Genomic DNA, 18,824 nt, shown 5'->3' with positions numbered 1-18,824 from the left:
TTGAATTGGGGGGTGAGCCGTGTGGCAAGACCAAAAAAGAAAGCCAAAGCAGCAATTAGAACCAATTTGAAGTATGAACTGTATGGGATTGTCATTCTGACCCTTTCCATCATTGCTTTATCAAGGGAAGGACCGGTGGCCCGGGCCTTGACTTATTTGTTTCGTTTTGTGATAGGTTCCTGGGATTTCATTTTCCCGCTCATTTTCATTTATGTGGGTCTGTATGTAATGGTGAAGCGCCAATGGCCGACATGGAAAACATCCCGCAAAGCTGGAATTTTCCTAATGCTTTTAGCACTCTTGATGATGAGCCATATTAGCTTGTTTGAGCAGCTTTATCCGAAAGGCAAGTTTACAGCTGGCATGATAATGAGTCAGTCATGGAGCAGTATGGTAGACGGGCTTAAAGCGACGGACAAAGGGCAAGCCATCCTTACTAATGAAGTAGGCGGGGGAATGCTTGGGGCTTCTTTATATGCGATCTTGTATTCCTTATTCGCGAATATTGGGGCTAAGCTGATTCAATATACCTTGCTAGTCATCGGATTTATATTGTTAACAGGTATATCTATTGTGGATCTGATCGAGAAGCTAAAAGGGAAGCAGTCGTTTTCCGATTCATTGCTGGCTCAGTACATAAAACGTAAAATACTAGAAAGAAGAACGAAACTAGCGGCTGTACCGAATATAAAGAAAAAAACTATGGTTCCTTATATTCCAGATGAGAGCGAATTTGATGAGGAAACATTAAAACCGGAGCGTAAAATAAAGAAGGATGGCAAGAAGCGCTCTTTATTTTATGACTTGCTTCAACCCAAACAATCTGTTGATCGTGAAATTGAAGCAGTGAAAAGCAGTGACGAGATTGAAGAGGAAGTAAAGGTACCAACAATGGCTAAGCCTCCTGTAGAAGAACAATTGGTATTCCAGCGAGAGGTGGAACCCGAGCCATTGATTCCGGTTATACGTGACTTTCAGGAGCATGTTCAGCATGAGGTATCAACAACGCAAAGCAAAGGTTCGGATGTTGTAAAGTCAGCTCCTGATGCAAATGCCGAGCCTTCCAATGATGATTCTGGCGCTGTAGAGGATTTCACGATCAATAATAAACCGGTTGCTCTACCTTATGAGCTTCCCTCATTTGATCTGCTATCCAAGCCGAATCTTGGCAAGGGTGCTGATTCGTTGGATTATAAAGCGGTAGCTCGCAAGCTGGAAGCGACCTTGGAAAGCTTCGGCGTAAGAGCCAAAGTGTTGGAAGTCGTTCGTGGCCCATCAGTTACGCGGTATGAAATTCAGCCTGATGTAGGTGTTAAAGTTAGCCGAATCGTCAGTTTGACGGATGATATCGCTCTTGCTCTGGCTGCTAAAGACATTCGGATGGAGGCACCAATCCCTGGAAAATCGGCAATTGGGATCGAAGTACCGAATTTGGAAGTGTCTATTGTCACTATGCGTGAAGTGATGGAAAGCGGAGCTTTTCAAGAGTCCAGCTCCAAGCTGTCTATCACATTTGGCCGCGATATTTCTGGACAGCCTATTGTCGGTAATTTGGCGCGTATGCCGCATATGCTTGTAGCAGGTGCCACTGGATCAGGAAAATCTGTATGTATAAACGGGATTATTACGAGTATTTTGTACAAGGCTAAGCCCGATGAAGTTAAGTTTCTTATGATTGACCCTAAGATGGTTGAATTGAATGTTTACAATGGCATTCCGCATTTGCTTGCGCCTGTTGTAACGGATCCTAGAAGAGCTTCTTTAGCGTTAAAAAAGGTTGTTGTTGAGATGGAAAAGCGTTACGAGCTCTTCTCGAAGAGTGGTACGCGGAACATCGAAGGCTACAATAATATGCTTGTGGAAACTCAGACAGGAGCTCCGCTTCCTTACATCGTTGTTATTGTAGATGAGTTAGCCGATTTAATGATGGTCGCGGCCAACGATGTTGAGGATGCGATTTGCCGCTTGGCCCAAATGGCACGCGCTGCCGGAATTCATTTGATCATCGCCACACAAAGACCATCCGTAGATGTTATCACGGGTGTAATTAAAGCCAACATTCCATCCAGAATTGCATTCGGGGTTTCTTCACAAGTCGACTCCAGAACTATTCTCGATATGGTAGGAGCTGAAAAGCTGCTCGGGCGTGGCGATATGCTTTATCTGCCTATGGGAGCATCTAAGCCCGTACGCGTCCAAGGAGCCTTTCTATCGGATAACGAGGTGGAAACGGTTGTTAATTTTGTGCGGACGCAAGGTCAGGCGAACTATGTTGAGGATATGGTTCCGCAGATCGAAGAGCAGCCTGAAGTACAAGAGCAAGTTGAAGATGAATTGTATGATCAAGCGGTTCAAATTATTTTGGAAGCCAAGCAGGCTTCGGTATCCCTGCTTCAACGTCGTATGCGTGTAGGCTACACTAGAGCAGCCAGATTAATTGATTCGATGGAAGCGAAGGGTATTGTAGGTCCTTATGAGGGAAGTAAACCGCGCGAGGTGTTAGTTTCACTGGAACAATATCAAGATAGAATGAGTTCTTAATATATGGAGCATGCCGTCTGAAGTCGACGGTATGCTTTTTTTAATATCAGACTTGATAAGTTTTCAGCGGATAGCCGTGAGTGAAACTAGCCTTGCAAGGAGGAGAAGCGAAATACTTCTCCTCCTTATGACACTGCTTGCTATTTTGACTTCGAACGATTACCGCCTTGGCTTCTATTGCTCTGACTTCTATTGCCCTGCCAGCCGCCATGCCCGTGCTGACCGCTGGTGTTGCCTTGCCAACCGCCTTGCCCATGCTGACCGCCTGTATTGCCTTGCCAGCCGCCATGCCCATGCTGACCACCTGTATTGCCTTGCCAGCCGCCATGCCCATGCTGACCGCCTGTATTGCCCTGCCAACCGCCATGCCCTCCTTGCCAGCCATGTCCTGTATGACCGGCGTTCCAGCCACCCTGCCATTGCTGATGATACCAGGGGTTATATGGATGAGGGTAAGGATGTGGATGTGGATAAGGGTACTGATTATAAGGATTTCCATGTGGGTTATATGCCATTGGATTACCGCCTTTTCGTAAGATAACACAGCGTATGCTTCCCAAGTGAAGCTTGAAGCTTGGCATTTAGAAATAGGCCTATGAATAGGCTGTGAAATAAAAAGGAAGCACCAAGTTCAAGTTATTTCCATATTTTTAATCATCGTCATCGGATTCCTGCATTTTTTTTAATGTTGATTTTGGCGGGAATGCAATAAAGATAGTCAGCACAGAGTTTGATACAGACAAGGGAATTCTAAAGGGGAGAGCAGGAAGAAAAAATCGCAAGGCCGTATACCAAATAATGGTGCAAGAAATAACAAATAATACATAAATGACAATTAAAAATAGAATATGCTCCAGCTTATTCATACACTTCACACCCCATTTCTCTCAGTATATTCTGGGTAGTGGACAGTGTGATTTCACAATTGGAAAAGCGATGATCCTAAGTAAGCTGTTTTATCAGCATTATCTGAATAGAAGCGCCCTTCCTTTCTCATAATAACCTTAAAAAGGTTACCAATATGCAGTTAAGAAAGGTGAGTATCCATTGATGAACAAGCGGTTGGTGTTAATTACATTTTGTTTGATTTTTGTTTTATTCTCGGGTTACCAAATCAAGCACCATTTTGATGTAGAGCAAACCTTCAGTAAGAATGATGTTAGATACGGTGAAAATGGCAAAGATGTTTATGAGCTGCAAGGCCGTCTTAAGTTTTTGGGATTTTACAAAAATGAAGTGGATGGTGATTTTGGTTATAATACACTGCGTTCCTTAAAATGGTTTCAGTCGGAATTTGGTTTAAAAGTTGATGGTATTTTGGGTGCTAAAACAAAATTGAAGCTGTGGGAAGCGACGAAAGAATATAAGCCAACTGCGGGCGAGCTGCCCTCAACCTCTGGTGGAGGTGGAGGAGGTTCAGCGGGATCGTCAGGAGGCTCGACAGCCCCTTCAGACAATGGAAATTTGGCCCCTTCCAGCAATATGGGGCTGTCGGAGCAGGATCTAAAGCTGATGGCCAACGCAGTATACGGCGAATCTCGTGGAGAGCCTTATATAGGTCAGGTGGCTGTTGCAGCAGTTATTTTAAATCGAGTAAAATCTCCCAGTTTTCCAAATACTGTCTCTGGAGTCATCTTCCAGCCTGGCGCCTTTACGGCGGTAGCAGACGGTCAAATATGGCTAACCCCTAATGAAAGTGCAAGAAAAGCAGTACAGGAAGCATTGAATGGTATGGATCCATCGGGCGGCTGCATATATTATTTTAATCCGGAAACTGCAACGTCCGCATGGATATGGAGCCGGCCTCAGGTAAAGCAGATCGGGAAGCATATATTTTGTAAATAAGGTTAGCGTGAAGCAACCCTTGCGGTTGCTTCTTCTGTTTCCAAAGGAATATAATGGATTTGTAGATCTGGAAAGGAGCAATGTCCCTTTGAAAAACATCCAATTTGAACGCGGAGCGATTGGTAACATTCGTGTCCATGTATTGCCCACGGATCAATTTAAAACGTATGCCATATCGGTATACATCGGTACTCCGCTAGGGGAGGAAACAGTAACACCAACTGCCTTCATTCCGTTTGTGCTTCGCCGTGGAACCCAAACTTATCCGGAAACCAAGCAATTCAGAGAGAGGCTGGACGATTTATATGGTGCAGGCTTCGGCTTTGATATTTACAAACGCGGCGATTACCAAATGGTTCAATTCCGCATGGACTTGATTCAGGATCATTTCGTAAGCAGTAAGGATTCGCTGCTGCAGCAAGGCATCCGATTTGTCGGCGAAGCTATTACGAAACCGGCTTTGAGCAATGGCCGTTTTGTGGATAAATACATTGCCTCAGAGAAAATCACATTGCAGAAACGAATTGAATCAATCATCAACGATAAAATTAGATATGCTGCTGAACGATGTGTGGAGGAAATGTGCAAGCAAGAGCCTTACAGGCTGCATCCGTTGGGTAATATCGATGCTTTACAGAAAATTACGGCGGATTCCTTATACGCTAATTATGAGCAGTGGCTGCAAACTTCACCTATTGATGTCTACATTGTCGGACAGACGACTCTAGAGGAAGTACTCCCTTTAATCGAGAACAGCTTCAGTTTGCAGCGCCAAGCTGCAGGCAGCTATACAGCCAAAGTGCAGCACCATCAAGTAAGCGATGTACGCGAGGTTGTTGAAAGGCTGGATGTCAATCAAGGCAAGCTGAATATGGGTCTCAGAACGAATACAACCTATGCGGATTCGACTTATCCTACCATGCTCATGTACAACGGCATCCTGGGTGGTTATCCACACTCGAAGCTGTTTACTAATGTTCGGGAAAAAGCCAGTCTTGCCTACTATGCATCCTCACGTTTGGATGGACATAAGGGCATATTGACTATCCAGTCCGGCATCGAATTGGATAAATATGAGAAAGCGGTTGAAATAATACGCCAGCAGTTGGACGCCATGATTGCCGGCGATATCAGCGAAACTGAAATGCAGCAAACAAAGGCGATGATTACAGGGCATTTAAGAGAACTGCAGGATTCCGCATTCGAGATCATTTCATTTGATTTTAACAATATATTGTCTGGAGTTGAACGTACGGTTCCGGCTTTAATTGATGATGTCGTTTCGACGGAGAAATCACAGATTCAAGAGGTTGCCAAACAGGTTAAGCTCGATACGATTTACTTCTTGCGCGACCGGAAGGGAGGAGAATAGACATGAAGGTGATTCCATATCCCCATGTGAAAGAAACTTTATATGCGGAGCAGCTCCCTAACGGATTGTCTGTATTTGTGCTTCCCAAAGAAGGCTTCTCCAAAACCTATGCGACCTTTTCAACCAAATACGGTTCAATTGACAATCACTTTCAAGTAGAAGGCTCTCAGGAAATTAAGGTGCCGGACGGAATTGCGCATTTTCTGGAGCATAAAATGTTTGAGGAACCTACAGGAGACATTTTCTCAGTGTTCGCTTCGCGTGGCGCTTCAGCCAATGCTTTCACAAGCTTTGATAAAACGGCTTACCTCTTTTCAGCAACCGAGGATATCCACGACAATTTGCAAACCTTGCTGAATTTTGTCCAAAATCCTTACTTTACCGATGAAAATGTCGAGAAAGAAAAAGGGATTATCGGTCAAGAAATCAAGATGTATGAAGACAATCCAGATTGGCGTTCTTACTTTGGCTTGATCGAAACGATGTATCATAAACATCCGGTACATATAGATATTGCCGGAACGGTAGAGTCCATTTCCCACATAACCAAGGAGCTTCTATACGATTGTTACCACACCTTCTATCACCCAAGCAATATGAGCCTTTTTGTCGTGGGTGGAGTGAAGCCTGAGGAAATTATGGAGCTGGTCAAACAAAATCAAGCCGTTAAGGATTATAAGCCGCAAGGCACTATCATAAGGCATTTCGAATCAGAGCCACCTGGTGTCAAGCAAAAGGAAAAGGTTACTTTACTACCCGTTTCATTACCCAAATGTTTATTTGGCTGCAAGGAGCCTGAGCAAACGGCTAAAGGCAAGGAGCTTCTTGAGCGCGAACTAACGATGAAGCTTTTGCTGGATATTTTACTAAGCCCAAGCTCAACCATTTACCAAAAGCTGTATGATGAGCAGCTCATTTCTGACAGCTTTGGCAGTGAGTATAATATCGGAGAAAATTATGCGTTCTCTGTGCTTGGCGGTGATACCAAGGATCCGGAGAAACTCATCTCCCGAGTCTGCGAGGAAATCGATCTTGTCAAAGCTAAGGGCATCGATGCTGCAGATTTTGAAAGAAGCCGGAAAAAGAAAATAGGCGGATTCATGAGATCTTTGAATTCACCCGAAGCGATTGCCAATGAGTTTACGAAATACAGGTTTAAGGATATCGACTTATTCGATATATTGCCTGTTTACGAGAAGCTGAAAATAGAAGATGTGAATAAAGTGCTTCAGAAGCATTTTGACTGGAATCAGCTTGCTGTATCAATCGTAAGAAGTGAGCAGAAATGAATAAACCTAGACCCTTCACTGAGCAAACAGTTCTGATTATGGGGGGGAGCCGCGGCATTGGTGCAGCCATAGCCGAGCGCTTCTCCATGGTTGGGATGAATGTGGTTATTCATTATTTGCAGTCGCATGAGGCTGCTAATGAAACGGCAAGAAATTGTATGAAGCATGGAGCCAAGGTGCTTACGGCAACTGCTGATTTGAGAAGCAAGGAACAAATTATGCGGCTTCAGGAAAAGCTGAGCCATCATGAAATGGTACCGGATATATTGGTTAACAATGCTGGAATCAGCCAATATGGTCTGCTGTCGGATGTAACCGAAGAGCAATGGGATGACATGATGAGCGTTAATCTGAAAGGAACCTTTCTAACCACACAGCAATTTATGGGACCGATGATCCGGCAAAAATACGGTAGAATTATTAATGTATCCTCTATCTGGGGCATTTCAGGTGCTTCCTGCGAGGTCGCTTATTCAACAGCCAAGGGCGGGGTTAATGCTTTTACCAAAGCCTTGGCGAAGGAGCTTGCACCATCGAATGTAACTGTGAATGCAGTAGCTCCCGGTGCTGTGGACACACAGATGATGGCTAATTTTGATCTTTCTGAAAAAGCGGCGATAGAAAATGAAATTCCTGCAGGCCGCCTTGGACAGCCGGATGAAATCGCTTCGCTGGTGTACTTTCTGGCATTACCAGAGTCCGGATACATTACCGGTCAAATCATAAGCCCTAATGGCGGATGGCTTACCTAACCATCTGCATATTTCCCTCCCTTTTAGTGAACATTAGTATTCGTAGTACAACTTCATTTCTAGGGAGGCATAATCAATATGGCAACTGTGTTGAAGGTGTTTGACCGATGGAAAGAATTTTTGAATGAGCGTGTGCAGCAAGCTGAAAATGCCGGTATGAAGGATGAAACGATTAATAAATTGGCCGTCCAAATCGGAGAATTTCTTTCGGATAAGGTTGATCCCGAGAACCAAGAAGAACGGGTATTGAAGGAACTATGGGATGTAGCCGATGAGAATGAGAAGAAAACTATTGCGCGCCTTATGGTAAAGCTTGTAACACCTGGGATATCCTAATTTTACAAATTGCGATTGTTATTAAATTTAATACCTTGCATTTCTTTGGCCTCCTGCTCGGGAGGCTTTTCCCTGGTTTTCATGGTATACTTATATGGATAGTCTTAAATTTTATGAAAACTCTATGTAGGGTAAACAGGATGATGAAAGGCGGCTTGGAGAAGTTTGATTAAGATGAAACCTGCAGGATGGTTGATGATTATTTGTTTGGTTTTATTTATTAGCGCATGCGGTAAAAATATACCGACAATAAATCCTCAATTACTACAATCCAAACAATCAGTATTGGTAATAACAACTCCCGGTTTAAATGAGTCAACAGCAGCTTTATTTCAAAAAACGCTGCTTGCATGGCGAGATACTAATCACATAGCATTTGAATGGTTACCTAATGTAGCTGCGATTGAGAATCCGCTGGTCGAGAAAATAAAAACTTCGCCTTATGATTACATAATCGTTATAGGCAACACGCTCACTTCGCAGGCAGCCACTCAAGCTGCTGCATTGGCGGATAAAAAATGGATTTTGCTGGATGATGCCATTTCACAGTCCACGGTGCCTATCAGTGGCGAGCATATTGTGTGGAAGCAGACAGGGCAAGGTTTTTTAGAGAAACAGTGGCAGGAATGGGTTAAGCAGCAGCAAGTCATAGGTAAAAGATTGGAGTGGGTCACAACCTCTACCAATCCTATTCCCTCGATATGGGCGCCTTCAGAGGAAGCGGAGTATATATCCCTGTCTGATGCCGAAGGATGGTACCCGCCATTTCAATCTCAAGTCAGACAGCATGGTCCAGATTGGTTAGTTGTTTATTCTCCATTGGAAGCGACTGTATTGCAGCGGATGAAAGCTTTGCAGGTACCGATCATGAATATTTCCGCAACCACTATTAATGTACAATGGGAATTCGTAATGACCGCTGTATTGAACCAGTTGAAAAAGCAATGGACACCGGGCTTACAAGCTTATCAGAACGAAGAAATTACGGTTATTAAGCCATAATAATCTTTTTCCTGACATGCAGAAGGAATTTATCGAAATTTGTAGAATATTTTCGTAAACTATTACAATAAAATATAGATGATCATTTAAAATTACTATGGGGTGTAAAAATGGAAACAAAGCAGTGGTACATGGAATACAAAATTCACAAGAACCGTCCCGGTCTTCTAGGGGATGTCGCATCCTTAATGGGGATGCTTGATATTAATATTGTTACCATTAACGGGGTTGAAGACCGCACTCGCGGCATGCTCCTGCAAACCAATGATGATGAAAAAATTGATTTAATGGGTAAAATGTTGAGAAAAGTGGATAATATAACTATAACAGCTCTTCGTGAGCCCAAACTGGTTGATATTTTAGCTGTACGTCACGGCCGTTACATCGAACGTGACTCTGATGATCGCAAAACATTCCGTTTTACTCGCGACGAGCTTGGTTTATTAGTTGACTTTCTAGGCGAAATTTTCAAACGTGAAGGCAATCAGGTCGTGGGGCTGCGCGGGATGCCTCGAGTCGGCAAAACCGAGTCCATTATTGCAGGGAGCGTTTGCTCTAACAAGCGTTGGACATTTGTTTCATCAACATTATTGCGTCAGACGGTCCGCAGTCAATTGTCAGAGGATGAAATGTCAGCGAACAGTGTGTTTATTATCGATGGTATAGTTTCGACTATACGATCAAACGAAAAGCATCACACCTTGCTGCAAGAGATCATGAGTATGCCTTCTACGAAGGTAATTGAGCATCCGGATATTTTTATTCGTGAATCCGAATATACATATGATCATTTCGATTACATAGTCGAATTGCGCAATAATCCAGATGAAGAGATTTCGTACGAAACCTTTACCAACGGTTTTGGAGATTATTAAAATCAGCACATCATGACGGCATCGAAAAGGGGTGAGAATATGTCCGATCTTGGCCAACTGTTGCGAAAAGCACGGATGGAGAATAAAATTTCGCTGGATGACCTGCAGGAAACAACCAAAATCCGCAAGCGTTATTTAGAGGCAATTGAAGAGGGGAATTACAAGATACTGCCTGGTACTTTCTATGTGAGAGCGTTTATAAAAAGCTATTCCGAAGCGGTGGGCTTGGATCCAAATGAAGTATTGCGGTTATATCAAAATGTAATACCGGCACATGAGCAGGAGCAGCTCATCGAACCAATCCGCAGCAAGCGAACGCGCCGCAATACCGAGAAAATCGGTAAGTGGGCTTCTAATGTTATGATGGTGTCTTTTGTAGTACTTATATTAGGGATTATTTACTACTATTTGAATATGCATTATCCGGGGAATCCGAATGATGCTAAGCCTACTGATGAACCTAATCGGGTAACAGACAAAAAGCTAGACCCTTCGACCAATTTAAATAGCGGAAGCGCATCAGTGTCCTTGACCGAGAAGAAGCCTGAAGCACCGGTTCCGACACCTCCCCCTGCTCCCAAAATCGAAGTTAAGCTCGTGAAGAGTCAGAGCGGTACGGATTATTATTCCGTCTCCAATGCCGATAAACTGACCATTCAAATGAAAGTAACAGGTGAGGCATGTTGGGTCCAGATAGACTCATTAGGGCAGAATCGAGAGGTTGTTGAGCAAGGCACCTATACTAATGGGAAATCTCAAACCTGGGAGGTAGCTAACTCAGCATTTCTCATTTTTGGCCGCTCCAACGCCATTGAACTAACGGTGAACGGAACTTTGGTACAGGTCGGAGATACACCTAACGCTAAACGGATTCAAATCGATTTGCAAAAGGTTTGATTGTGACGACTGCGACTGTAGACACCCCAAGCGTTGGCTGGCGGTGTCTTTTTATGTTATTATATTAGAAAATTATGTTAGGTAATATCTAGAAGGCCAAGTAATGAAGAAATATTCACGAAGGTGCCTTCGTCGGATAGACTCCTAGGGTTCAATAGGATTGCAGAATTATGAAGAAAAAGGAAGTGTAGCCATGAGTAGCGCAGAAAGTTCTTTTGATATTGTGTCCAAGATGGACATGCAGGAATTAAACAATGCGATCAATCAAGCTGAAAAAGAAATAGGCACCCGGTTCGATTTTAAAAACAGCAAAAGCAAAATCGCCATCGAAAAGGAAGAACTGGTCATTGTTTCCGATGACGAATTCAAGCTGCAGAATGTATTGGACATTTTGTATTCAAAGATGGCTAAACGCGGAATATCGTTGAAAAACCTGGATTACGGCAAAGTTGAACCTGCATCTTCACAAACCGTACGCCAAAGAATCAAGCTAAAGCAAGGTATAGACCAAGATAATGCCAAAAAAATTAATATCCTGATTCGCGATTCCAAATTGAAGGTTAAGAGCCAAATTCAAGGTGATCAGATTCGGGTTACAGGGAAAAATAAAGATGATCTTCAACAAATAATCCAATTGCTTAGGAAAGAGGATATTCCTCTGGAACTGCAATTCTTAAATTTTCGTTGATTTTGTAGATCGACAATAAGTAATGAAAACCTTTGCGGGAGCATGAATGCTGCTTTTTGCACAGGTTCTTTTTTTGACACTATTCAGTCCGTTGTATTATACTTGATACTATTAGAGGCAGGCTTAAATATTGGAGGAAGTTACATGACAGAGAAAGTAAAAGTAGTTACGTTGGGGTGCGAGAAAAATCTCGTTGACTCCGAAATTATGTCCGGATTGGTTTTTGGACGTGGCTACGAGCTGGTGAGTGATAAGGAAGATGCAACTGTTATCATTGTTAATACATGCGGATTTATCGACGCCGCTAAGGAAGAATCGGTAAATACGATATTAGATATGGCTGATTTGAAGGAAACAGGTCAACTGAAGGCACTGATTGTATCCGGCTGTTTAACACAACGCTACAAGCAGGAACTAATGAGGGAAATGCCTGAGATTGACGGTATTGTTGGAACAGGTGACTTTGATAAAATTAATGACATCATTGACGATGCGTTAGCTGGGAAGAAACCGATGCTGGTTGGAAACCCGGTATTTAATTATGACAAGCCACTGCCTAGAAGGGTTACAACGCCGCGGTACACCGCTTATGTGAAGATTGCCGAAGGCTGCGATAATGCCTGTACGTTCTGCAGTATCCCGATTATGAGAGGTAAATTCCGCAGCCGGAGCATGGAATCTATAATAGCTGAAGTGGAACAACTAGCTTCCCAAGGAGTTAGAGAGATCAGCTTAATAGCTCAGGATTCCACCAATTACGGTACCGATTTATATGACGGCTTTATGCTGCCTACGTTACTCAATAAGATTACAGAGGTATCTGGTATTGAGTGGGTACGACTGCATTATGCTTATCCAGGTTTCTTTACCGATGAGTTGATTGAGACAATAGCGAGTAATCCGAAGGTTTGCAAGTATATCGATATGCCTTTGCAGCATAGTGAAGACAGCATATTGAAGCGTATGAGAAGACCGGGCAGACAGCAGGATGCCAGAGCTTTGCTTGAGAAAATTCGTGCGAGAATTCCTAATGTATCATTGCGTACTTCACTTATTGTCGGTTTCCCTGGTGAGACTGAGCAGGATTTCGAAAATCTGAAACAATTTATTCAGGATGTGCAGTTTGATCGTTTAGGTGTGTTTGCTTATTCCAAGGAACTGGATACACCTGCCGCTAAGCTGCCGGATCAAGTGCCTGATCAAGTGAAGGAATACCGTGCCAACACATTAATGGAAATTCAAAGGGAAATCTCTAATTTGCGCAACGGTAATCGTATTGGTCATACTGTAGACGTATTAATCGAAAAGTATGATGGCCGCAATGACGTATATGTTGGCAGATCTCAATATGATGCACCTGAAATTGATGGGGAAGTATTCGTAACAGGTTCGCAGCTTGCAATTGGGGAATTAGCAAAAGTTCGTATTACCCATTCGTTTGAGTTTGATTTATCTGGGGAGGTTGTGGCATGAACCTGGCCAACAAGATCACCTTGGCGAGGATCTTTTTAGTTCCAATTATCATGCTCTTTTTACTGGTCAACGTGAAGTTTCCGCATATTCGCATTGAGCAATTCAGCATTACCTACAATCAGATTATTGCCGCGCTTATTTTCATCATTGCCGCTTGGACGGATGGTCTTGACGGGTATATTGCCCGTAAGCGGAAGCTCGTAACTAATCTGGGTAAGCTGCTTGATCCGTTAGCGGATAAACTATTGGTGTCAGCGGTCCTCGTCTCTCTTGTAGAGATGGATAAAGTAGGGGCTTGGATTGTTATTGTCATTATCAGCCGGGAATTTGCGGTTACGGGCTTGCGTCAAATTGCCTTGCTGGAAGGTCATGTCATAGCGGCAAGCAAGTGGGGCAAATGGAAGACAGCTGCACAAATTACCGCGATCATCTCTCTACTGATTAATAATTTTCCGTTTGCCTTCATTAACTTCAGGTTCGATATGTTCGCAAGCTGGATCGCAGCTATTATTACGCTGTACTCAGGCTTTGATTACTTTATTAAAAACAAACATGTAATTAATTTTAACGAATGAAACAGTAGGATTTTCCTATTGTTTTTGTTTTATTCAGAGGAGATGAGAATATGAAAGCGGAAATTATTGCGGTTGGAACTGAACTGCTGTTAGGGCAAATACTGAATACGAATGCACAATTTCTGGCACAATCTTGTGCTGATTTAGGAGTAAGCGTCTACTTCCAGACGGTTGTTGGCGATAACATGAGCCGCTTGACAGAGGCGCTGCAAACGGCCAAAAGTCGTGCTGATCTGATCATTTGTACGGGAGGGCTTGGACCTACACAGGACGATCTCACCAAGGATGCGCTCGCTGCGTTTCTCGGCCGGCAAATTATTATGCATCAACCTTCAATGGACGCAATAGAATCGATGTTCAGTACGCGTGGGATCCATATGGTCGAAAGCAATCGCAGACAAGCGCTGATGCTGGAAGATAGCGATCCGTTAATCAATGATGCAGGTCTTGCGGTTGGAATTGCATTGACTCAAGATCAAACGCACTATGTACTATTGCCAGGTCCGCCTAAAGAAATGAAGCCGATGTTTGAAAGGTATGCCGCTCCATGGATCTCTGCCAAAATGAATCATGTGCATCCTCTATACTCTCGGATGCTTAAATTTGCGGGTATCGGGGAATCGTCACTAGAGCATGAATTACTGGATCTTATTGAAGCTCAGACCGATCCTTCGATTGCCCCCTATGCCAAGGAAGGCGAGGTCGCCATTCGTTTGACAACTCGGGCGGCTTCGGTAGAAGAGGCGAACCTGAAGCTGGATCCAGTTGAACTTGAAATTCGTAGCAGGCTGGGACAATTTGTCTATGCATCGGAAGATGTAACATTAGAGCAAGAAATTGTGCGCATCCTGAGCGCCAGAAAGCAGCTTCTGGCTGCGGCGGAAAGCTGCACAGGAGGATTGTTCAGCAACATGCTCACATCGGTTCCAGGAAGCTCTGCAGTGTATAGAGGAGGCATCATATGCTATTCCAATATGCTGAAGCATAAGCTGCTGAATGTGCCTATGAATGTTCTTGAAGGTCCGGGAGCACCCGGAGCTATCAGTGGCGAGACTGCCAAGCTATTAGCCGAGCAGATGCTGGTACAAGCCGATTCAGATTACGCGGTAGCTATTACCGGAGTAGCGGGTCCCGATTCTTCGGAGGGCAAGCCGGTTGGTCTTGTGTATGTGGGGATTGCTCGGAAGCAAGGGGAGACCGTAGTCGAGCAGCTGCAGCTTACCGGCAACAGGGACTCTATCAAATGGCGTGCGGCCAAAAGCGCCTTATACAAGCTTTGGAAGCTTCTTTAAAAAATACTCTTGTATTGTGAGTTCATATTGTAATATAATAGATTTACGGAAGCACCGTAACAAGTCAAAGCTACTTTGTTACGGTTTTTCTTTTGACTTTTAATCGAATGTATGTTCGCAAAAAAATGCTTGGCAACACAATCAAAACCAGTTATCATGTAATTATCCAATATAAAAAAAGGAAGTGACTGTTTTGGCAGATCGGCGTGCAGCATTGGAAAGTGCCCTTCGTCAAATTGAGAAACAATTTGGTAAAGGCTCTATTATGAAGCTGGGTGAATCCACCCATATGAAGGTTGAGACTATTCCCAGCGGTTCTTTGGCTCTTGACATTGCACTGGGTATCGGCGGCTATCCGCGCGGTAGAATTATAGAGGTATACGGGCCTGAATCTTCTGGTAAAACTACAGTCGCATTGCATGCAATTGCTGAGGTACAGAAAGCCGGCGGACAAGCTGCTTTTATCGATGCTGAGCATGCATTAGATCCACTATATGCAAGCAAATTAGGAATTAACATTGATGAATTGCTGTTGTCTCAGCCTGATACGGGTGAGCAAGCGTTAGAGATTGCTGAAGCTCTTGTACGCAGTGGTGCAGTTGATATCATCGTAATTGACTCTGTCGCAGCTTTGGTTCCGAGAGCAGAGATTGAGGGCGAGATGGGCGACTCCCATGTAGGCTTGCAAGCCCGTCTCATGTCGCAAGCATTGCGTAAACTTTCTGGTGCTATTAATAAATCGAAAGTAATTGCGATCTTTATTAACCAGCTCCGTGAGAAAGTAGGCGTCATGTTCGGCAATCCAGAGACGACTCCAGGGGGGCGTGCACTGAAGTTTTATTCAACCATTCGTTTGGATGTCCGTCGAATCGAGACAATCAAACAGGGCAATGACATGGTTGGTAACCGCACACGTATCAAGGTTGTAAAGAATAAGGTAGCTCCACCGTTTAAACAAGCGGAAATCGATATTATGTACGGCGAAGGTATTTCCAAAGAAGGCAGTATTATCGACATTGGTTCTGAAATGGATATCGTTCAAAAGAGCGGAGCCTGGTATTCGTACAACAATGATCGTCTAGGACAAGGCCGTGAGAACGCGAAGCAATTCTTAAAGGATAATCCACATATTGCAGATATGATCGATAGCAAGATACGTGAAAATAGTAATTTGATAGTAGCTACTGGGTCCGACTTGGATGAAGTGGAAGAGGATGAAGATTTGGAAGCAATTGAATAGCAAGGTTGGAGGCACCTTTACTATTAGTATAAGGTGCCTTTGCCTTAGGTTTGGAGTGTTTTATTTATGGAAAATGAAATGAATTTATCCGGCACGATTACAAAGGTGGAGCGGCAAAAGAAATCGAAGGACCGGTATAATTTATATATTGACGAACTATTCGCATGTTCCTTGCATGAGGATATTTTAATTAAGTACAGGCTTGTTAAGGGAACAAGGGTCAGCATTAAAGAAATGAATGAGATTGCACAAGCGGAGGATAAACAGCGGGCTTATTTGGATGCTGTAAGGCTGCTGGCTTCAAGACTGCGTTCCCAGCATGAGCTGGCCAACCGCTTGAAGCAGAAAGGCTATGAGCCTCCACTGATTGCTGCCACAATGGATCGCTTGAAACAGGAGCAATATATTGATGATCAATTGTTTGCTGATCAGCTGACGAAGCAGCGGATTCAGTCACAAAAGAAGGGCCGGAACTGGGTAAAACAGGAATTGAGGCAAAAAGGCGTAAAGCCGGAGCAAATTACACAGGCGCTCGATCAAATCGATGAGGATGCGGAATATCGAAGCGCCCTCGATTTAGGGGCCAAGAAGTATCATAGTGAAGCAAACAAAGATGTCCAAAAAGCAAAAAGTAAGGTGATGATGTTTCTTCAACGGAGAGGCTACAGCCTCGGTACCATCTCGCGTGTAATGAAAACAATAAGCAGCTCAGCAGATTTCGATGAAGAACATCTGATAGAAACAGATGATTTCGATTACTAAATTAAATTAATATTGTATATTATTAACATAATTAAATAATAGTCATTTGATTGCTCTATCGAGCTTCTTTTCATATGGGAAATCAATTATACAGTGGACACCTTGACAAGCTTCTTCGACAAAAGATAAAATAATAATGTGTATATTTATACAAGGATCATCTTGACCTGCCTGATCGGGGTGATTCGCAAAGTAAAATCGCCAATTTTTACTTTATTCTTACGCTTGTAAAACGGATTAAAAACCATACTGTCCCAAGCTTACCCCTTGGAGAAACAACGAGGAGGTGAACTGGATGCAATTGAATCCGGTCATCTGGATCTTAATCATCCTCTTTGTTGGTGCAATATGCTTAGGGATTGGTTATTTTATCCGCAAATCCATTGCAGAAGCGAAGATTTCAAGTGCTGAGCAAGCCGCCCAGCAAATCAAGGAAAGCGCGAGTAAAGAGGCGGAGGCACTAAGGAAAGAAGCGGTTCTGGAAGCGAAGGATGAGATTCATAAGCTCCGAACCGAAGCTGAAAAAGACATTCGTGATCGTCGAAATGAAACACAACGACAAGAGAGACGTTTGTTGCAAAAAGAGGAATCGCTGGATAAAAAATTAGAATCTCTGGAAAAGAAAGAAGAGCAAGTCGCCAACAAAGAGAAGAGAATTGAAGAAACCCAATCGCAAATTGATGAGCTTTACAAAAAACAAGTTGCGGAGTTAGAGCGAATTTCTGCTCTTTCCACGGATGACGCTAAACAAATCATCCTTAACAATGTTGAACAAGAAGTTCGCCATGAAACGGCACAGTTGATCAAAGAAATTGAGCAGCAAGCTAAAGAAGAGGGCGACAAGAAGGCACGCGAAATTATCACGTTAGCAATCCAAAGATGCGCTGCTGATCATGTAGCCGAAACTACTGTATCCGTAGTTTCATTGCCTAATGAAGAAATGAAAGGCCGCATTATCGGACGCGAAGGAAGAAATATTAGAGCTTTGGAAACATTGACGGGAATCGATCTTATTATTGACGATACCCCTGAAGCCGTTATTCTGTCCGGTTTTGATCCGATCCGTCGTGAAATTGCACGCACTTCACTTGAGAAGTTAGTTGCTGACGGCCGGATACATCCCGCTCGCATTGAAGAAATGGTCGAGAAATCCCGCAAGGAAGTGGATGAACGCATTCGTGAATACGGGGAGCAAGCAACATTTGAAACTGGTGTTCATGGGCTGCATCCGGATTTGATCAAAATTTTGGGCCGACTGAAATTCAGAACAAGTTATGGACAAAACGTGTTGAAGCATTCGATGGAAGTGGCCTATTTAACAGGATTGATGGCGGGAGAGCTCGGGGTAGACGTGACATTGGCGAAACGTGCCGGTCTCCTGCATGACATCGGTAAAGCTTTGGATCATGAAGTTGAAGGTTCTCATGTTGAAATCGGCGTAGAAATTGCCAAAAAGTACAAGGAACATCCGGTCGTCATAAACAGCATTGCGTCCCATCATGGTGACTGTGAAGCAACTTCGGTTATTGCTATGCTGGTTGGCGCGGCAGACGCTCTGTCCGCTGCTCGTCCGGGAGCGCGCCGTGAAACACTCGAAACTTATATCAAGCGCCTAGAGAAACTTGAAGAGATTTCGGAGTCGTTTGAAGGCGTGGAGAAGTGCTACGCCATTCAAGCCGGCCGTGAAGTACGTGTCATGGTACAGCCTGAGAAGGTCGATGATACAGAGGCATTCCGCTTGGCGCGTGATATAACGAAGAAAATCGAGAGTGAGCTGGATTATCCGGGTCATATCAAGGTTACCGTTATACGTGAAACGCGTGCAGTCGAATACGCTAAATAAACAAATGCATATAGTTAAAGGAGAAAAGTGGCTGAATAGCCA

18 protein-coding genes are annotated in these 18,824 nt (G+C 43.7%); 16 read left to right on the top strand and 2 right to left on the bottom strand.

The genetic code is table 11. The annotated features are described in order from the left end of the window. The first annotated feature begins 21 nt into the window (after positions 1 to 21). Positions 22 to 2,541: an FtsK/SpoIIIE family DNA translocase gene (locus NV381_RS05990; protein ID WP_258212356.1), complete on the top strand. Its 2,520-nt coding sequence runs from the start codon at positions 22 to 24 to the stop codon at positions 2,539 to 2,541. A gap of 140 nt (positions 2,542 to 2,681) precedes the next feature. Here NV381_RS05990 and NV381_RS05985 read toward each other — a convergent pair whose 3' ends face one another. Further along, entirely contained in the window at positions 2,682 to 3,056 is a 375-nt protein-coding gene (locus NV381_RS05985; RefSeq protein WP_258212355.1) for a hypothetical protein, read from the bottom strand. Positions 3,057 to 3,191: 135 nt separating this feature from the next. Then, complete coding sequence (locus tag NV381_RS05980) at positions 3,192 to 3,407, bottom strand: hypothetical protein (RefSeq protein WP_258212354.1); 216 nt, start codon at positions 3,405 to 3,407, stop codon at positions 3,192 to 3,194. Positions 3,408 to 3,591: 184 nt separating this feature from the next. On the opposite strand from NV381_RS05980, the gene sleB reads away from it, so the two are divergent. The 15 genes from sleB (at position 3,592) to rny (ending at position 18,782) form a co-directional block, all read left to right on the top strand. After that, the gene (gene sleB, locus NV381_RS05975; protein WP_258212353.1) at positions 3,592 to 4,386 is read left to right on the top strand and encodes a spore cortex-lytic enzyme; all 795 of its coding nucleotides are present in this window, start codon (positions 3,592 to 3,594) and stop codon (positions 4,384 to 4,386) included. Positions 4,387 to 4,474: 88 nt separating this feature from the next. Further along, positions 4,475 to 5,758, top strand: a complete 1,284-nt coding sequence (gene yfmF, locus NV381_RS05970) for an EF-P 5-aminopentanol modification-associated protein YfmF (RefSeq protein ID WP_258212352.1) — start codon at positions 4,475 to 4,477, stop codon at positions 5,756 to 5,758. Between the two features lie 2 nt (positions 5,759 to 5,760). Next, on the top strand, positions 5,761 to 7,047 hold the full coding sequence (gene yfmH / locus NV381_RS05965) for an EF-P 5-aminopentanol modification-associated protein YfmH (protein ID WP_258212351.1): 1,287 nt from the start codon (positions 5,761 to 5,763) through the stop codon (positions 7,045 to 7,047). Next, complete coding sequence (gene ymfI / locus NV381_RS05960) at positions 7,044 to 7,799, top strand: elongation factor P 5-aminopentanone reductase (protein ID WP_258212350.1); 756 nt, start codon at positions 7,044 to 7,046, stop codon at positions 7,797 to 7,799. The genes yfmH and ymfI overlap by 4 nt, the downstream gene beginning before the upstream one ends. Before the next feature lie 78 nt (positions 7,800 to 7,877). Continuing rightward, complete coding sequence (locus NV381_RS05955; protein WP_258212349.1) at positions 7,878 to 8,135, top strand: DUF3243 domain-containing protein; 258 nt, start codon at positions 7,878 to 7,880, stop codon at positions 8,133 to 8,135. Between the two features lie 165 nt (positions 8,136 to 8,300). Continuing rightward, complete coding sequence (locus tag NV381_RS05950) at positions 8,301 to 9,137, top strand: hypothetical protein (protein ID WP_258212348.1); 837 nt, start codon at positions 8,301 to 8,303, stop codon at positions 9,135 to 9,137. 110 nt (positions 9,138 to 9,247) lie between these two features. Next, positions 9,248 to 10,012 carry a DUF3388 domain-containing protein gene (locus tag NV381_RS05945; protein WP_258212347.1) on the top strand — a complete coding sequence of 255 codons (765 nt, stop codon included), beginning with the start codon at positions 9,248 to 9,250 and terminating at the stop codon, positions 10,010 to 10,012. A gap of 39 nt (positions 10,013 to 10,051) precedes the next feature. Beyond that, the gene (locus tag NV381_RS05940; protein ID WP_258212346.1) at positions 10,052 to 10,909 is read left to right on the top strand and encodes a helix-turn-helix domain-containing protein; all 858 of its coding nucleotides are present in this window, start codon (positions 10,052 to 10,054) and stop codon (positions 10,907 to 10,909) included. Positions 10,910 to 11,102: 193 nt separating this feature from the next. After that, complete coding sequence (locus NV381_RS05935; RefSeq protein WP_258212345.1) at positions 11,103 to 11,597, top strand: YajQ family cyclic di-GMP-binding protein; 495 nt, start codon at positions 11,103 to 11,105, stop codon at positions 11,595 to 11,597. A gap of 144 nt (positions 11,598 to 11,741) precedes the next feature. After that, positions 11,742 to 13,070 carry a 30S ribosomal protein S12 methylthiotransferase RimO gene (gene rimO / locus NV381_RS05930; protein WP_258212344.1) on the top strand — a complete coding sequence of 443 codons (1,329 nt, stop codon included), beginning with the start codon at positions 11,742 to 11,744 and terminating at the stop codon, positions 13,068 to 13,070. After that, positions 13,067 to 13,645: a CDP-diacylglycerol--glycerol-3-phosphate 3-phosphatidyltransferase gene (pgsA, locus tag NV381_RS05925; protein ID WP_171651551.1), complete on the top strand. Its 579-nt coding sequence runs from the start codon at positions 13,067 to 13,069 to the stop codon at positions 13,643 to 13,645. Before rimO ends, pgsA begins: the two co-directional genes overlap by 4 nt. Before the next feature lie 50 nt (positions 13,646 to 13,695). Then, positions 13,696 to 14,937, top strand: coding sequence for a competence/damage-inducible protein A (locus NV381_RS05920; protein WP_258212343.1), 1,242 nt, complete (start codon positions 13,696 to 13,698; stop codon positions 14,935 to 14,937). Between the two features lie 193 nt (positions 14,938 to 15,130). After that, complete coding sequence (recA, locus tag NV381_RS05915) at positions 15,131 to 16,177, top strand: recombinase RecA (RefSeq protein ID WP_308861680.1); 1,047 nt, start codon at positions 15,131 to 15,133, stop codon at positions 16,175 to 16,177. Positions 16,178 to 16,243: 66 nt separating this feature from the next. Beyond that, a complete protein-coding gene (locus tag NV381_RS05910; RefSeq protein WP_258212341.1) occupies positions 16,244 to 16,939 on the top strand; it encodes a regulatory protein RecX in 696 nt (231 codons plus the stop codon). Positions 16,940 to 17,234: 295 nt separating this feature from the next. Then, a complete protein-coding gene (gene rny / locus NV381_RS05905; RefSeq protein WP_419182245.1) occupies positions 17,235 to 18,782 on the top strand; it encodes a ribonuclease Y in 1,548 nt (515 codons plus the stop codon). The last annotated feature ends 42 nt before the right edge of the window (positions 18,783 to 18,824 follow it).

Origin of the sequence: Paenibacillus radicis (ex Xue et al. 2023) (assembly GCF_024722015.1) — a bacterium.
GTDB lineage: Bacteria > Bacillota > Bacilli > Paenibacillales > NBRC-103111 > Paenibacillus_S.
This window is presented reverse-complemented; position numbering and strand designations above follow the sequence as displayed.

Excerpts from the sequence above, each read along its gene's own strand:
- NV381_RS05920 (WP_258212343.1), top strand. The coding sequence starts at position 13,696 with ATGAAAGCGGAAATTATTGCGGTTGGAACTGAACTGCTGTTAGGGCAA.
- NV381_RS05985 (WP_258212355.1), bottom strand. The coding sequence starts at position 3,056 with ATGGCATATAACCCACATGGAAATCCTTATAATCAGTACCCTTATCCA.
- ymfI (WP_258212350.1), top strand. The coding sequence starts at position 7,044 with ATGAATAAACCTAGACCCTTCACTGAGCAAACAGTTCTGATTATGGGG.
- NV381_RS05955 (WP_258212349.1), top strand. The coding sequence starts at position 7,878 with ATGGCAACTGTGTTGAAGGTGTTTGACCGATGGAAAGAATTTTTGAAT.
- NV381_RS05980 (WP_258212354.1), bottom strand. The coding sequence starts at position 3,407 with ATGAATAAGCTGGAGCATATTCTATTTTTAATTGTCATTTATGTATTA.
- NV381_RS05910 (WP_258212341.1), top strand. The coding sequence starts at position 16,244 with ATGGAAAATGAAATGAATTTATCCGGCACGATTACAAAGGTGGAGCGG.
- yfmH (WP_258212351.1), top strand. The coding sequence starts at position 5,761 with ATGAAGGTGATTCCATATCCCCATGTGAAAGAAACTTTATATGCGGAG.
- rny (WP_419182245.1), top strand. The coding sequence starts at position 17,235 with ATGCAATTGAATCCGGTCATCTGGATCTTAATCATCCTCTTTGTTGGT.
- pgsA (WP_171651551.1), top strand. The coding sequence starts at position 13,067 with ATGAACCTGGCCAACAAGATCACCTTGGCGAGGATCTTTTTAGTTCCA.
- sleB (WP_258212353.1), top strand. The coding sequence starts at position 3,592 with ATGAACAAGCGGTTGGTGTTAATTACATTTTGTTTGATTTTTGTTTTA.
- NV381_RS05945 (WP_258212347.1), top strand. The coding sequence starts at position 9,248 with ATGGAAACAAAGCAGTGGTACATGGAATACAAAATTCACAAGAACCGT.
- NV381_RS05935 (WP_258212345.1), top strand. The coding sequence starts at position 11,103 with ATGAGTAGCGCAGAAAGTTCTTTTGATATTGTGTCCAAGATGGACATG.
- rimO (WP_258212344.1), top strand. The coding sequence starts at position 11,742 with ATGACAGAGAAAGTAAAAGTAGTTACGTTGGGGTGCGAGAAAAATCTC.
- NV381_RS05940 (WP_258212346.1), top strand. The coding sequence starts at position 10,052 with ATGTCCGATCTTGGCCAACTGTTGCGAAAAGCACGGATGGAGAATAAA.